The 14,602-nt window shown below is 52.9% G+C and carries 13 protein-coding genes; 7 read left to right on the top strand and 6 right to left on the bottom strand.

The annotated features are described in order from the left end of the window. The coding region (locus H6F43_RS07640) for a Calx-beta domain-containing protein (RefSeq protein ID WP_277879893.1) at positions 1–1,757 on the top strand (1,757 nt) is incomplete at its 5' end. A gap of 34 nt (positions 1,758–1,791) precedes the next feature. Here the strand turns inward: H6F43_RS07640 and H6F43_RS07635 are convergent. Continuing rightward, complete coding sequence (locus tag H6F43_RS07635; protein WP_190342203.1) at positions 1,792–3,444, bottom strand: iron uptake porin; 1,653 nt, start codon at positions 3,442–3,444, stop codon at positions 1,792–1,794. A gap of 315 nt (positions 3,445–3,759) precedes the next feature. Here H6F43_RS07635 and H6F43_RS07630 point away from each other — a divergent pair, with 315 nt between their 5' ends. After that, entirely contained in the window at positions 3,760–4,005 is a 246-nt protein-coding gene (locus H6F43_RS07630) for a hypothetical protein (protein WP_190342202.1), read from the top strand. A gap of 12 nt (positions 4,006–4,017) precedes the next feature. On the opposite strand, the gene mrdA is transcribed toward H6F43_RS07630, so the two are convergent. Beyond that, the gene (mrdA, locus tag H6F43_RS07625) at positions 4,018–5,805 is read right to left on the bottom strand and encodes a penicillin-binding protein 2 (RefSeq protein WP_190342201.1); all 1,788 of its coding nucleotides are present in this window, start codon (positions 5,803–5,805) and stop codon (positions 4,018–4,020) included. Positions 5,806–6,315: 510 nt separating this feature from the next. Here mrdA and H6F43_RS07620 point away from each other — a divergent pair. Then, the gene (locus tag H6F43_RS07620; RefSeq protein WP_190342205.1) at positions 6,316–6,675 is read left to right on the top strand and encodes an STAS domain-containing protein; all 360 of its coding nucleotides are present in this window, start codon (positions 6,316–6,318) and stop codon (positions 6,673–6,675) included. Positions 6,676–6,740: 65 nt separating this feature from the next. Here H6F43_RS07620 and H6F43_RS07615 read toward each other — a convergent pair whose 3' ends face one another. Beyond that, the gene (locus tag H6F43_RS07615) at positions 6,741–7,880 is read right to left on the bottom strand and encodes a SpoIIE family protein phosphatase (protein WP_190342200.1); all 1,140 of its coding nucleotides are present in this window, start codon (positions 7,878–7,880) and stop codon (positions 6,741–6,743) included. Positions 7,881–8,007: 127 nt separating this feature from the next. Between H6F43_RS07615 and H6F43_RS07610 the strand changes: the two genes are divergently transcribed. Together H6F43_RS07610 and H6F43_RS07605 are read left to right on the top strand one after the other, a co-directional pair. After that, positions 8,008–8,439 (top strand): anti-sigma regulatory factor, encoded by a 432-nt coding sequence (locus tag H6F43_RS07610; protein ID WP_190342199.1) that lies wholly within the window; start codon positions 8,008–8,010, stop codon positions 8,437–8,439. A 210-nt stretch (positions 8,440–8,649) separates the two neighbouring features. Then, entirely contained in the window at positions 8,650–9,318 is a 669-nt protein-coding gene (locus tag H6F43_RS07605; RefSeq protein ID WP_190342198.1) for a DUF4142 domain-containing protein, read from the top strand. A gap of 51 nt (positions 9,319–9,369) precedes the next feature. Here the strand turns inward: H6F43_RS07605 and H6F43_RS07600 are convergent, their stop codons facing one another. Both H6F43_RS07600 and H6F43_RS07595 read right to left on the bottom strand, forming a co-directional pair. Further along, positions 9,370–11,943: a DUF3769 domain-containing protein gene (locus H6F43_RS07600; protein WP_190342197.1), complete on the bottom strand. Its 2,574-nt coding sequence runs from the start codon at positions 11,941–11,943 to the stop codon at positions 9,370–9,372. Between the two features lie 114 nt (positions 11,944–12,057). Further along, on the bottom strand, positions 12,058–12,174 hold the full coding sequence (locus H6F43_RS07595; RefSeq protein WP_190342196.1) for a photosystem II reaction center protein I: 117 nt from the start codon (positions 12,172–12,174) through the stop codon (positions 12,058–12,060). Positions 12,175–12,442: 268 nt separating this feature from the next. Here H6F43_RS07595 and H6F43_RS07590 point away from each other — a divergent pair, with 268 nt between their 5' ends. Next, entirely contained in the window at positions 12,443–13,570 is a 1,128-nt protein-coding gene (locus H6F43_RS07590) for a hemolysin family protein (RefSeq protein ID WP_347272382.1), read from the top strand. 9 nt (positions 13,571–13,579) lie between these two features. On the opposite strand, the gene H6F43_RS07585 is transcribed toward H6F43_RS07590, so the two are convergent. Next, the gene (locus H6F43_RS07585) at positions 13,580–13,756 is read right to left on the bottom strand and encodes a hypothetical protein (protein ID WP_190342195.1); all 177 of its coding nucleotides are present in this window, start codon (positions 13,754–13,756) and stop codon (positions 13,580–13,582) included. Positions 13,757–13,987: 231 nt separating this feature from the next. Here H6F43_RS07585 and H6F43_RS07580 point away from each other — a divergent pair, with 231 nt between their 5' ends. Beyond that, positions 13,988–14,527 carry an NADPH-dependent FMN reductase gene (locus H6F43_RS07580; RefSeq protein ID WP_190342194.1) on the top strand — a complete coding sequence of 180 codons (540 nt, stop codon included), beginning with the start codon at positions 13,988–13,990 and terminating at the stop codon, positions 14,525–14,527. The last annotated feature ends 75 nt before the right edge of the window (positions 14,528–14,602 follow it).

Genomic DNA, 14,602 nt, shown 5'->3' with positions numbered 1-14,602 from the left:
GCGTTTCGCTCACCGCAACCGATGCCACTGCAACCGAGCTTCCGGGCAATCCGGGCACCTACCGAATTAGCCGCGATGGAAACAGCGGGAATTTGACGGTGAACTTGACGATCACTTCCGCCAGCACGGCGTCTGCAACCGACTACACGCTGAGCAGTGCGCCGTCCGGCTCCAACCTAACGGTGACGATCCCCAACGGGCAGAGCTTTGTCGATGTGACCTTAACACCCGTGCTGGATGCGCTAGTGGAAAGCACCGAAACCGCGACGTTGAATTTGGCAAGTGGCAGCTACGGCATCAATCCCGCGCAAACTACCGCCACGGTGAACATTGAGGATGCGCCCGTAGTATCGCTGTCGATCCCAGATAACATCGTGAACGAGCACATCCCCAACTCTGGCAGCTTCCGAATTACGCGCACAGGTGCCACAGCGCAAGCCTTAACGGTCAATTACACGATCGCCGGAACCGCCACGAACAGCATCGATTACACGACGCTAACTGGAACGGCAACGATCGCGGTTGGACAAGCCTCAGTCGATGTCGTCATCAACCCGACCAACGACACGATCGACGAACTCGACGAAATCATTCAAATCACGTTAGCTGCCGGAAGCTACGTCACGACCAGCCCCTCTAATACGGGTAGCCTGACGATTTCGGCGAACGATCCCACCGTGTCGATCACGCCCATCAACGCCAGCCAAGTCGAAGGCGACGCAGGCACCAGCGCTTACAGCTTCCTGGTGTCGCTTTCGCACATTAGCGATGAAACCGTGACGGTGGATTACCAAACCGCAGACGGAAGCGCAACAGTAGTGGATAGCGACTATATCGCCGTCACGCCCACAACGCTGACATTTAATCCGGGCACAACCCAGCAGACGATCGCAATTCCCGTCCGGGGTGACGCGCAGTTTGAAACCGATGAAACCTTTGGTGTCGCTTTGTCCAACGTCACTAAGGGCAGCATTAGTGCAGCAGTGGGCACGGCGATCGGCACGATCGCCAACGATGACGGCGTTTCTTCCTACGCGTTCAGTTCGGCGCAGTTCTTCGCGGCGGAAGGCAACGCGACCAACACTAGTCAAGTCGTGGTCATCACCCGCAGCGGCAATATCAATATCGCCAGCACTATAGATGTCCTACTGACGCCAGGAACCGCTAGTGCAGGCATCGATTTTGTGGCGGGAACGGTCCGCCTCAGTTTCGCTGTTGGACAAACTGTGATAGTCGTGCCGATCGATTTGTTTAGTGACACCCGCTCTGAAGGGGATGAAACGATCGGACTTACTCTTTTAAATCCGAGTTTCGGCAGCGTTGTCGGCACCCAAGCGCAAGCGACGCTAACCCTGGTTAACGACGACTTGCTACCTGTCTACGATTTCGCCGCGTCTAACTTCCGCGTGTCGGAGGGGAACGGATCGAATACAGTGTGGCTTCCAGTTACGCGATCGGGCAATCTCTTCCGCGCTTCGTTTGTGCAGGTGCAGGTGTACAGCGGCAGTGGAATTGCTGAACGCGATTTTGTCGGCGGCGTCATTGCCGTCTACTTCGCCGAGGGACAATCAACTGGATGGTTGCCGATTCAGATTCTAGGCAATTCAGAGTATGAAGCCGACAAGGTCTTCACGCTGTCGTTTGTCGGATTCAGTGAAGAAGGCAGCTACGGTTCTCAAACGCAGGCAAGCGTGACGATCGTCAATGACGACACGCTCTTCCGCAGAGGTGGGGGACGCAGCGGATACAGAGGCTAATCGTCGATCGTTCTTGGCTGTTAGCGCTTAACCGCTAGAACGAGAAGGTCGTCCGCAGCGTCCAAACGACATAATCGTCGTTGCCTGTGAACTGGTCTGGAGCCGTCACCCAAACGACACCGGGCGTAATCGCAATTTGGTCCGTTAGGGTATAGCGGTAAAACGCCTCAACGTGCAGGGAGGTATCGTTGGTGATCCCCAGGGCGGGTAATCTCAGTCCGTTAGCCGTTACTCCGCCCAAATACGGCTCCACGCCCACTAAAATGCCGCCCAGACTGCCTTTCTTCAACAAATCTGGAAACGCCAATCCCACACCGTAGTACCAGACTTCGCCATCCCCCGTATTGTTCAGCAGCGTTAAATCGGTGTAGCCGCCGAACGCGTTCAGAGTGAACTTGGGGCTAAGTCGAAACGAAAGCTCTCCACCAAACGAATTCGTCACGGCGGATACGCCCAGCCCTGTATGCAGCGCGTTTGCGGGCACTGAGCCTGCGAAAAACTCGTTCTGGAAATCCAGCGCAAAAATTGAGTTGCCGGGAGTGTGGTAGCCCCGCACGTAGGTTAAACCGATTTGCAGCGCTGGATTGGGTGTGATGGTCAACTGCGCCAGGGCAGCAAAATCCCCGTTGAATACGCCGCGTCCCTCACTAGGATCGTTTGCGCGCGCTGCCAGATAGCCCGCGCTGAGGACAATCCGATCGCCCCGGTCTAGCCCAACGCTGACACCAACGCCAGCACCTCCACCAATCCGGTAAATTGGATTCTGCTGAGCGAAGGCTGAGATTGCTCCTCTGCCGCCATCAAAGTCCTCAAAAAACGGATTTACGGTACTGGGAACGTAGTAGCTGCTTCGCCCACCCGCCGCGGCAGCGTAAAGCTTCAGTCGATCGCCGATCGGAACAGTATAGTCAAGGCGATCGAGCCGCACCCGATTATCCGTGACGCCGCCTACGCTAGCGCTGAGCCGACCTTCCGCTGTGCCTTGCTCCACGATTGGAAATAGACTTCCTGGCGTCACGGGTGGCAGAAAGTTTCCCGCCGTAAGACGCGTATGCAGTACATCCCGCCCGCTAAAGCTAGTCTGTAAATCCAGCCGCACGCGGTTCTGGAATACGGTGCGATCGCTATTGAGATCCGAAATTTGGTCGCCAACCGTCGCGCCCAGTGCAAAAATCGCTTCACCGTTGAGCTTGGTGGTTGTCGAGAACTGCTGTCTCTCCAACGTCGCCGCTCGCGCCTCCAGAGCGTCTACTCGACCGCGCAGCGTTGCCAGCTCTGCGGCAAATTCTTCTTGCAGCCGTTGCAGTGTGGCAAGGTCTTCTTTCTTAACAAGATCAGCAGTGGCAGCAGCAATGAGTTCATTGACGCGATCGATACAGGCATTGAGTCCTGCTGCAAACTCGTAGCGGGTCAGCGCTCGATTGCCACGAAATGTGCGATCGGGATACCCCACAATGCAGCCATAGCGTTCGACCAACGATCGCAGTGCTTGAAACGCCCAGTCTGTCGGCTCTACATCAGATAGCTGTGTCACCGATGTTACTTGAGGCATAACGTCCGCCTCTAATGGAGCCATTTCAGGAGCAGGCGGCGGCAAGGACGGTTGCACCATTGCGGCTTGAGTGAGCAATCCCTGTAAGAAGACACACGGAAGAAAGCCGACGCACCGATCGATGACCCCTCGCATTTTCAACCTCCCACACCCAAAACAACGGTATCTGAACCAAATAAGTGTCACAGTAGCAGAAACCGTGCCGCCCAAAGTGAGCCGGACGCGCCGATCAAAAGATTTTTAGAGGCAGCGTCTGGTGTGGGTTCGGCTTGTCAGTAGTTACCTCAGCGATCGCACAGTCTTAACTAATCACCTTACGTAGCACCTCGGCTGTTTTGCTGTTCGGCAATCCGTTATTCAAGGTTAGAACGCATTGCCAAGGTTAAAATTAGGTTAAGATGGGCAGTGTAGTTTTTGAGTAAAGATACTTAATAATGTCAGGAGATTAAGATGGAGCGCTTCAACTTTTTATATCCACGTGCCCGCTACCGAGGGGACGTCAAGCCGGAAAATCTAGTGTTCAATGCAAATCTGCAAGAGTTTTCGCAGCGAGTTAACTACATTTGCGGCTTAGAGACCAACGGCAAACTCTCCCCGGAAGAGTCTTACGAGGAGATTCAAGCGCTGTGGAACCAGTTGAGGCAGAGCAAGCAACAGTTGGGCATCAAAGCGTCCAACGACTTTGGTGATGCCTGAGCGATCCTGAACCTAGGAGCGCTGAGCTGCGCTTTTTGGCTTGGCTTTGAAGAAAGTCTTGTAGACCTCGTGGGCGATCGGCACCGCAGACTCCGCTCCATAGCCGCCATTCTCTACAACCACCGCTACCGCGATTTTAGGATTGTCTACGGGTCCAAACCCAACGAACAACGCATTGTCGCGCTGTCCCGGTACTTCTGCAGTTCCGGTTTTGCCTGCCGTCGGTGGAATCGAACCATCGCTAAGACGGCGGGCCGTTCCTTCCCGCACAACGGCAGCAAGTCCGGCTTTAATCACCGCCACGGTTCCCGGTGCGAGTCCTGTTGTTTCGGGCTTCATGGCTGGGTCAGTGGTTTGTGAATTCAGCAAATGCGGCTTAACGCGGAAGCCACCGTTTGCGATCGTGGACACCATCACCGCCATTTCCAGCGGCGTTACTTGTACGAGTCCCTGCCCGATCGACATGCTGACCGTATCCCCGCCGTACCAGGGTTCACCGTACAGCTTTTCTTTCTGAGCAGGAGTTGGAACGGAGCCGTGGATGCCGCCATCTAGATTCATATTGGAACTGGTACCGATCCCCAGTCGATGTGCCCACTCCGAGATCTGCTCCGGTCCAGCAGCAAGCCCTACCTGGTAGAAGAAGGTGTTGCTGCTAAAGGCAAGAGCATCGCGGAAACCAATGACGCCATAACCGCCTCCGCCATGTTCATGGAACTGTACACCACCCAGGCTGATGAATGCTGAGGTTGCCACTGTGGAGTCAGGTGTGAACTTGCCCGACTGCATTCCTGCCGAGGCGGTGACAATTTTGAACGTGCTACCAGGTGGGTAACCTTGCAGAGCCCGATTCAGAAACGGCTTATCTTCGGCTTGCAGTTGCTTCCAATCAGCAGCAGAAATACGGCGTGTAAATAGGTTGGGATCAAAGGTCGGTCCGCTCGCTAACGCCAACACTGCGCCTGTCTTCACGTCCATTACAACGACTGCGCCACGTCGCTTTGCCAGTGCAGTTTCTGCGGTTTTCTGCAAGTCTAAGTCGATCGTCAGCTTTAAGGGAGAACCAGGCTGCGCGGCTTTCACGCCCAACATTTTGACTTCTCGCCCCCCAGCATCAACCTCAACTAAGTGTCCACCCCAGACGCCTTGAAGAGTTTTATTGGCAATGCGCTCGATCCCCATCTGCCCGACTAATGCACCCATCGGGTACTCTGGATGCGCCTTCAAGTCCTCCAAGGTTGCCTCGCCAATATAGCCCAGCACGTGCGCTGCCATATCTCCATTGGGATAGTAGCGGCTCGATTCAGCACGAATCTCAACTCCTGGAATTTGCCCGATCGTCTCCGACAAGGCAACAAACGCTGTTGGCGTTAAATCTCGGACGATGCGGACAGGCATTGCCGATCGATACCCCACTTGTTTTAGCTTCGCCAAAATCTCGCTGGGGGGAATATTCAGAGTTGGACCTAGGCGGGCAGCAGTTTCACTCCATTGCTGCTGAGTTTGCTCTCGCGGCGCTAGATACACAGCTCGTGTCAACCGATTCGCCGCCAGTCGCCGCCCTTTTTGATCAAGAATGTCGCCTCGATCTGCAGGGATCGGGATCATAGAAATGCGGTTTTTCTCAGCAAGCTGCCGATTGTAGCGTCCCTGAACAAGTTGCAGTTGGGCAAGGCGAAATAGACAGCCACTAATTAGAGCTGTAATGACTAATAGAAAAACAATTGATCGCGGAGAGCGTTGCGAGACCGCGAGTTGTGATGCGCGCTTTTTGGGGGCAGAAAAAATACCAGTAGCCATCGATCGTCGCCCTTAATAAATTATGCTGCTGGGAAAAATGTTGTAGAAAGCGCTTCACTCAGCATCCACCGAGAGCGCAATGAGCTGAGGTATTGCTGGTTTGGATAAGCGAATACATCAGCAGTGCTAAATCACTCTTGAGACTTCACTGAACCTAGCTCAGTGAAGTTCCCGAAAGTAATTGTAGGATTCGGTAGCAATTTTTACTCGCTTCACCATAATGCAGATCCCAGAAAACAACTGTTTGCCGGAATACTTTTTGCAGATTCACCGCGTTAGTGGGCCAATCCGGACGGTTTTAGTGCAGCTTAGATAAGGGATTACTAGCGTTTTCTAAATCTTGCCACAAGTTTGCTCAATTTCAGTTCACAGGTGACTAAAGGTTTTCTATGCTATTGCCTTAGTTCATGCGATAGTTCTCGCGCAATCGTAGGTACACTAAACAGTGTCCCAATTCCGGCAATCTCTGGTAAATCAAAATACTCACACTGTTCAGCTTAGGTCATGCTCATGAATTTGACGGTAAAAGCAATTCAGCCATCAGGCGTTCTCAATGGCTCTCAAGGAAGCAACCTGCGTCAGGAGATTGATGCTCTGTTGGCGTCTGGGGCTGAAGTCGTATTGGTGAATCTACAGGATGTCACCTTTGTTGATAGTTCGGGATTGGGAGCGCTGGTCATGGCGTTTAAGTCTGCTCGTGCTGCCGGGAGTAGCCTATGCTTCTGCTCAGTGGGAGAGCAACCCAAAATGTTATTTGAGTTAACTGGGATGGAGCAAGTGTTTGATGTGTTTTCCGATCCCGACGAATTTCACAAGACGTTGGCAGCTTCGGGGGCTTCCTTCCACATTAAGGGTGAAAGAGTAGCGTAAAGCACGCTAGCGTTATAGCTACGGGCTTGAAGCAAATTTGTTCGCTCCTATGCTGCGCTGTAGGGTTAGTTGAACTGAATGCGGAGCAGTGACAAATCGTCGTCTAGCGCGTCCCTGACATTAATTTGCTTAACATAGTCGAGAACTCGATCGAGTCCGACCTGCTTGATCGCGGTTTCATCGTTGACAAGTAGCTGCATAAACGCATCGAGTCCCCAAAGCATGCCATCAGACTGATGGATCTCATAGATGCCATCGCTAAACACGTAGAGTGTGCTGGCGGCTTCAATCTCGCACCGCTGATTAAAGAATCGTGTGTCGGGCAGCATTCCGATCGGCAAGCTGGACGTTTTTAGCTGCTGAACATGGGCACCACCCGTACGGGTCTCCGACAGCAAAATTGCAGGAGGATGTCCAGCACTAGAGTAAATCAGTTGCCGCTTGATTCGGTTGTAGACGCCATACCAAATCGTGAAGTATTTGTCATTTTGGTTGTCCATCTGAAACGCTTCGTTCAACGCGCTCAGCACCAAGTTTGGCTGATAGAAATTTACGCCGTCCATCGACTGGGATCGCAGTAGATTCAGCACCGCGATCGACGGCAAGGCGGCTCCAAGCCCGTGTCCTGAAACGTCCAGCAAGTAAATTGCCAAATAATCTGGATCGAGCCAGTAGTAGTCGAAGCAGTCTCCACCCAGCTGTCGCGAAGGAATAAAGCGAGAATCAATCGCGACGCTGCCGTGCATTGGCGGGGGTAGCAACGATCGTACATACTCTGCCGCCTCAGCAAATTCTGATTCCAGCATTCGCTTTTGCGCTTGCAGATCTTGATTGGTGCGTTGAAGCCGCAGACCCGCTCGGACGCGCGCTTGCAGTTCGCTGATTTCAATCGGCTTTGCCAAAAAATCATCGGCACCATTGTCGAGCCCGCGCACGCGGTCTTCGATTGCCGATCGAGCTGTCAGCAGCACAAAAAACGCGCTACTCAGGGCAGGATCTGCTTTGATGCGGCGGCAGACTTCTAACCCATCTAGATGGGGCATATTCCAGTCGCAGATAATTAGCGCTGGGCACAGTTCTTTTGCCTTGGCGATACCTTCGAGTCCGTCGGCTGCCACTGCGATGGTATACCCCTGATTTCCAAGCGCCTTCTGGAGAATGACCTGAGTTGCGAGATCATCATCAATAATCAGAACAGTGGGCATAAGGACGGCGACACGAAAAGACTCTAGCTATCGATCAAATCTAAACAATTGGGGCACTCTATTGATATAAATGCCATGATCTTGGCAACATATACTTCCAGGTTCTCAAATCAAGGATCTTTAACCGTTGCAGCCACTTCAACAGGAGTATCTTCAAGTTAAGACCGATCTGAATGCGTTGACTCAAGTGCTTACGTGGTTTGACCAGTTTAACCATCCTCCTCTGTCCTACCCAGTTTGGTTACAGTGTCAACTCGCACTTGCGGAAGGCTTCACAAATGCGGTCCGTCATGCTCATATCGGGCAGTCGATCGACGTGGTGATTGACTTAGAGGTGCAGGTGTTTACTGAGCGGTTGGAGATCCGGATTTGGGATCAGGGAGGACCCTTTGACCTCAGCCAGAAGCTTGAGGTATTGCCCAAAACCCTGAATACAGAGGCAGAAGGTGGGCGGGGTTTAACGCTAATGCACCGAATTGCCGATAATTTGAGCTACACGCGAACGCTGGACGATCGCAATTGCCTCCTCATTGTAAAGCACTACTCTAGCCCCAACTGAATTTCATTGGCTTGCTGCCACTCTGGGCTTGAACACGTCTCAAGAGAGACGAATTTGGCAGTAGAACACTCACCATTGATGGTGTAGCGATGTTGCATTAGTACATCCGCTTGGTGCGTTTATGCGCCAGAAGTCAAAGCGGCTGTAACGTTAGTGCGGTCGCGAACAGAGCACTCAGGTAAACCTTCACTGGTCTTTTGACATACTGCCATGATTAAACGAATTGGAATTACGATCGCGCTCGTAGCGGTTGGGCTATTTCTGTCTTTGGGGTCTTCAGCAATTGCTCAGATGCGTCCGGCTACACCTGCTACACCTGCTGCACCTGCTGGCAATAGTCAAGTGAACGCTGTCGATCAGGCGTTTGTGATGACTGCTGGCGAAGCAGCGCTAGCAAATATTGCGATGGGACAAGCTGCGTTGCAAAAGTCGAACAACGCCGCCGTGCGGCAGTTTGCTCAAGCTGAAATCAACGAGCAGCAGCAGGTGAGACAAGACCTGACACGACTGGCTCCCAGCTTAGGAGTTCGGCTCCCTGCAGCTCCAGGTCCTAAGTATCAAGCATTGCTGACGCGGCTCTCTAGATTGTCAGGTGAGCAGTTCAACCAAGCGTTCATGAACGAAGGCGGCGTCAATGCACACCTAGAGAATGCAGCAACGTACCAACGGGAAGCGCAGTTTGGACAAAATTCCCAACTGCTAGCGTTGGCGACTAAGGGGTTGCCGCTGATTGGTCAGCACTTTAGAACCGCAAGCACCTTCACGAATTATCAGTTTGCTCAGGTTTCGCAGCGGTTTAACGAAACGGCTGCTGGACCGGGGGTGCCTGCCTCTCAGCGCACGGCGCCTGCAACCGCCCCCACGTCTAGACCTCAGTAGAATCGGCGATCAACTCCCGGACTTCCTTTAAAAGACTGGAATATCAACAGTTTATTCGCGTCTGCGGATGACGCCACCTTCGACGGGCGTAACATCGGTGCTATCAAATGGCTCGCTGCCGCCCGTCCAATTGAAATCACTGATTCGCAGTCCGATCGCTCCGATCGACAGCACAGGATTGTAGCGAATCACAATGCCATAGGCGCGACGGCTGTACTCCACGATGTAGTCAGTACTAATTGAGCGACTGTTGTCTAAGTTGAACGACGTTTGGAACCCAACTCGAAGTGGACCATATACCTGCTGAGTGATTCCGACTGAGAGGATACGATCGTCCACCGTGCGATCGAACAAAAATGGTGATGCGCCGCTGCCGATGAGTTGCCTGTAGCTAATATTAAATGCCGTGTAGTCGAGATAAGGGCGAGCGAACTTGCCGAACTGAGCCGACAATCCCACACTGGCAATTAGGTCTTGCTGGGTATCGCCGTTGGAGTAAGCACCAAATACGCCAGTTAGTCCAACCCCTAAACCAACGTAGGGCGTTACTGGAATTGGGCTGTAGCGCAATCCTTCCTCGGGAGTAGCAGGCGCGGGTTGTCCCTGCCAGAGCGTGAACCCACGGCTGATCGCAGCTACGGCCTGAAACCGACTTAAGTTAATGCGATCGTTGTCTCGAACGGGTGCCAGCAAGTCGGGGCGATCGGTATTGGCGCTGATGTTCTGAAAGCCAGCCTGATAGCTTAAATCAATTCCCGTACTGCCTAACCTCGTGACTGGCGAAAACAAAAGTGCTCCCAAGCTGCTCTGGACGTCTTGGAAACCAAGGGAGTTGTTAAACAGACGATCGCGATAGCTGTATTCCAGGGCCAGCGTATGAGTGCCAACCAGCTGCCGCGCTCGGAGGCTTGCCCGCAGCTTGTCTTCAACCTCTCTGAAGTCTAAGCTTGTCAGCACAGCTGAGCCGCGAATGCTCGTACGGGGACCGAGATTGATATCCACGTCTCCCTTTAGTCCGTAATTCGAGCCATCGAACGGACCGCCGCTGTTAAAAATCCCTTGCTGCACGTAAACTTGAGGCGTAAGGCTTAAGCGAACCGTTTCTGTCCGAATTGGCTCAAACGTCCGCTCAACAAATAATCCACCTCGCTCTCCATCATCAAAACCAATCCGGACAAGAGCAGGCGGGCGCTGGCGACGATCGAATACAACCCGCGAAATCAGCGGAATGGCAACGCGCTGGTCGAACACGAGTCGCGGACGGGTTGCACGCAGTTCATCGCGCAGGGGTGACAGCCGCGTTAATTTTGCCCGCGGTGCTTTCAGCACCAGCTGCGGTGGAGAGTAGGGATCGTTGGTGATTTGGATATTTTGTGCCTCCCAGCCATCGGGAGTAAAGTCCAGCCGCTCTGCCTCAAACCGCAACCGTCGCACTGCACCACCAATGGGCAGCGCTCCGGCAATCCGACGAATATCTCGCCCCAAGCCAATGCCAGTCGAGAATCCACCCGGATTGGTTACGTTTTGCGTTGGCTGGGCGGCAGTCACACGATCGCTAACTGGACGCGGGAGCGCGGTTCCAGCGGCAGCGTCGTTCTGCAAGGGAGCACCAAAGTCTGAACTGGTAGACGGCAAGAAGATATCGCCTCGCGCAGCAAAAACGGTGCCGCTACCTTGAACGAAGTTGAAGTCTAGCCGCTGACCGCGCAACACTTGGCTCCCGCGAGTCAGCGCCACATTGCCCTCGGCAACTGCATTACGATTGAGCAGATTTACTTGCAGTCGATCGGCATCCAGCAGTGTCCCTTGGAACCGCATCAACACTCTACCCTCAGCCGTAAAGATGCGCCGATTTTGGTCGTATTCTTGTCGATCGGCGGTTAGCTCAACGAGGCCAACCGCGCCGGGCGGCAGCGTCAATATGGGACTGGGTGTATTTGAGCCAGGTGTACTTGAACCAGGTGTACCTGGACTAGGTGCACTTGGACTAGGTGTACCTGGACTAGGAGGACTAGAACTGGGTGTAGTGGGTATGGGTGCAGGTGTGCTGCTGGGCAGTGTTGGAGATAGGGGCGGAGAATCAGGCAGTGGGGCTGGCTGTCCTAAGGGAACGACCAAGCGATCGGGCGTTGATTGCACCTGTCCAACCACAGATGCAGGCAACCTACGGCGCGTCGCTGACAGCGTCGTAGGAGTTCCTCTAAGACCATCTAGCAATTCCATCGTCTGGTCCAGCCCCTTAAGCACAGTCTCTTCTTGCCCCTGAGGCAAGTTTCCAGACCGCGCTTTTAACGAGTACGTGACTGGAGCGGGACGATCGGGTGGCTGATCCAGAGACTCTACACGAAAGAGCTGCGCGGGGTCTATCGGCTCGTCAACTGCCTTGTTTAGCAGTGCGGCACTGGATTCTCCTTGCTGCTGGGAGAAATCACCAACGGTTACTTGAGCAGGCGATCGTTCTGGTGCAAAGATTTCGGGAGGTGTGGGGCGGGCAAGGGCGCGGGTGGGGATCGCTTGGGCTGAGTCAGGCTCAGACGCTACCGTTAAAGAATGGCAATCCGTCTGTTGGCAGACAGGAGTCGCGATCGACGCAGGATGATCAGGTGGCGGAGCCAAATACGGCATACTTCAGCACAAACAATACGAACTGACGGCTTACCAATACTGCCACACGAAAAACCGGGGGCAGCAGTCATCTACTGCCCCTGATGTTGCTCTGAGTGGTCAACGACCGTCTGCTTATTCCAAATCCCGACGATTGGGGTTACGCGCAGGGTCGTTAGATAGAAAGCCAAAGAAAAATAGAGCAACGAAGAACCCGACCACAATATAGACGGCAATTTTTAAGGTGAGCATATCGGAATCTCCAAAAGTATCAAATTCAGCGGTCCGCAGAGATCGCTCTCCTCATCATACAGAACTGCTGCTCTATTTTTGACACAGGCTAATTTCTAGCAGTACAGAGGCTTGGACGCGATCCCCAACGGGTTGTTCCCGTGTCTCACCCGAATTCTGCAATCCGTGTAATTCATTACTACCTAAATTCAGATGAATCTCCAATGGTAAGGACGTTATCATCAACCAAATAGCGCCTGCGAACCTTCTGCATCGCCCAGGACATCTCGTGACTCTACATATCTCGTCTTATCTGCTGGCTGCTTCGGATTTTAGTCCGCTGCTTGGAGGCGTTCGGGCTGACCTCGTTGCGTTGCTCCTGATGCTGATGTGTTCCGCATTTTTCTCAGGATCAGAAACAGTGCTTACGGCTCTGGATAACCTTAAGCTTAAAGCGCTGATTAAAGAGCAGGGCGATCCCGATCGTCTGTTCACCCTAGTGGTAAATAATCGACCGCGATTCATCACCACGCTGCTGGTGGGAAAAACTTTCGTCAATAATTTTGCTGCGATCTTAACCAGCAACCTCTTCAGCCTTTGGTTTGGCGGCAATCAGGCGATCGTGATTGCGACGTTTGTCATTACCTTTCTGACTCTGACCTTCGCCGAGATTGTGCCCAAATCACTGGCAATTAACAATGTGATGCCAATCTTCACCCTTGTTGTGCATCCGATTTTTTGGCTGTCGCGTCTGCTGTCCTTGTTAGGCATCATCTGGCTGTTTGAATCGATTACCCAGTTTGCAATTCGGACCTTCCAGAGTGAGGTGGTACAGCAGGGCGAGTCGCTGCAAGACTTGCAGTTAATGATTGAAATTCTCGGCGGTAAGGGGCAACTGGACCTCGACAAGCACCAACTGCTAAACAAGGCGTTGATGTTCGACAAGCTGAGCGCAAGAAACGTTGTGAAGCCGCGAATTGCGATGCGGACGATCTCCCGTGAAGCAACGCTGCGTGATTTGGTGGACCTGTGTTTGGAAACAGGGTACTCACGGATTCCGGTTCAAGAGGAATCGAAGGATGAGATCGTCGGTATGGTTCACCTAAAGCGGGTGCTCCAACAGCTAAATGTGCTGCAGAAAGCAGGGGTAACCAATGGACCTGTAACTGAGGCAATGGACCCGCCCATCTACGTGCCAGAAACCAAACGCTTAGCAGATCTTCTAAAGGACATGCTACAGCGCCGTCTGCACATCGTAATCGTGGTAGACGAGTACGGCGGTACGGTTGGGCTGGTGACGCTGGAAGACATTTTGGAGGAGTTAGTCGGTGAGATTTACGACGAAAGCGATTTTCCCAACCGCCTGCAACCACGATCGACGGCTAACCGGGAGCCGCTAAGCCGACGATCGCGTTAAGCAGTCGTATTAGAATACAGGTCGGGCAAACTTCGCCGGACAGCGGTAAGGGGTGCGATCGACAAAATAGACCAGCCAGGTAGTAACGGCATCAATCTTGACGTTGCGAATTTGAACGCGCCGTCGACAACCGTTGTGGGGTACGAGGACAACTTGCCCTGCCCGAAACCCAAGTTGCTGACTCATGCTGTTGTTCATAGCTAACACGGTTGAATAAGTTCACACTAAGTGCAGTTTAGCTAATTTTCTAAGTAAATGCACGGGCATAATGGTATCGTTAGAAACTATTGGAATAAGACGCGCGGCGATCGCACCTACCAATTTGGTTAAGACAGTCAGTTGGTCACAGCTCTATTAGCATCATCTTTTTGACGACACAACACTGTAAAGCAACGGGATCTCCAGGAGATCAAATGCATGGCGAAAATCTTGGCAATCTCAGGCAGCCTTCGTGCTAGTTCTTCTAATACAGCCCTGTTGCATGCGGCAAGTGCATTAGCACCGGATAGCATGACCATTTCAATTTACGATGGGCTTGGCAGTCTTCCACACTTCAATCCTGAACTTGATGGAGATGAGGTGCTTGCTTCAGTTAGGAACTGGCGCGATCAACTCAAGCGATCGGAGGGCGTACTTTTCTGTACGCCTGAATATGCCCACGGTGTCCCAGGTGCTTTAAAGAACGCACTGGATTGGATCGTGTCATCGGGTGAATTTATGAATAAGCCCACGGCGGTGATTAGCGCATCGCCATCGCCGGATGGTGGTGACAAAGCAAGTACCTCGCTGGTACAGACCCTCCGGGTCATGATGGCAGAGATTGTTGAAGGAGCAATCCTGTGTATTCCTGCTGTCTCCGCTAAGTTAAACAGCAAGGGTGAGGTTACAGATCTCGCGACAGCACAGGCGCTTCAAGCCCTGCTTACTACGCTTGCCACAACAGTTAACCAGCGCTAAAAGACTGTTGCAGCAGACTGAGAGCATCCCTGAATCAATTAGACAAGCAACATTGGTTATTGTGTACCTTATCTT

This window comes from Leptolyngbya sp. FACHB-36 (genome assembly GCF_014695955.1).
Classification (GTDB): Bacteria; Cyanobacteriota; Cyanobacteriia; order Leptolyngbyales; family Leptolyngbyaceae; genus FACHB-36.
This window is presented reverse-complemented; position numbering and strand designations above follow the sequence as displayed.

Excerpts from the sequence above, each read along its gene's own strand:
- H6F43_RS07615 (WP_190342200.1), bottom strand. The coding sequence starts at position 7,880 with ATGCCCACTGTTCTGATTATTGATGATGATCTCGCAACTCAGGTCATT.
- H6F43_RS07595 (WP_190342196.1), bottom strand. The coding sequence starts at position 12,174 with ATGCTCACCTTAAAAATTGCCGTCTATATTGTGGTCGGGTTCTTCGTT.
- H6F43_RS07585 (WP_190342195.1), bottom strand. The coding sequence starts at position 13,756 with ATGAGTCAGCAACTTGGGTTTCGGGCAGGGCAAGTTGTCCTCGTACCC.
- H6F43_RS07605 (WP_190342198.1), top strand. The coding sequence starts at position 8,650 with ATGATTAAACGAATTGGAATTACGATCGCGCTCGTAGCGGTTGGGCTA.
- H6F43_RS07580 (WP_190342194.1), top strand. The coding sequence starts at position 13,988 with ATGGCGAAAATCTTGGCAATCTCAGGCAGCCTTCGTGCTAGTTCTTCT.
- H6F43_RS07635 (WP_190342203.1), bottom strand. The coding sequence starts at position 3,444 with ATGCGAGGGGTCATCGATCGGTGCGTCGGCTTTCTTCCGTGTGTCTTC.
- mrdA (WP_190342201.1), bottom strand. The coding sequence starts at position 5,805 with ATGGCTACTGGTATTTTTTCTGCCCCCAAAAAGCGCGCATCACAACTC.
- H6F43_RS07600 (WP_190342197.1), bottom strand. The coding sequence starts at position 11,943 with ATGCCGTATTTGGCTCCGCCACCTGATCATCCTGCGTCGATCGCGACT.
- H6F43_RS07620 (WP_190342205.1), top strand. The coding sequence starts at position 6,316 with ATGAATTTGACGGTAAAAGCAATTCAGCCATCAGGCGTTCTCAATGGC.
- H6F43_RS07630 (WP_190342202.1), top strand. The coding sequence starts at position 3,760 with ATGGAGCGCTTCAACTTTTTATATCCACGTGCCCGCTACCGAGGGGAC.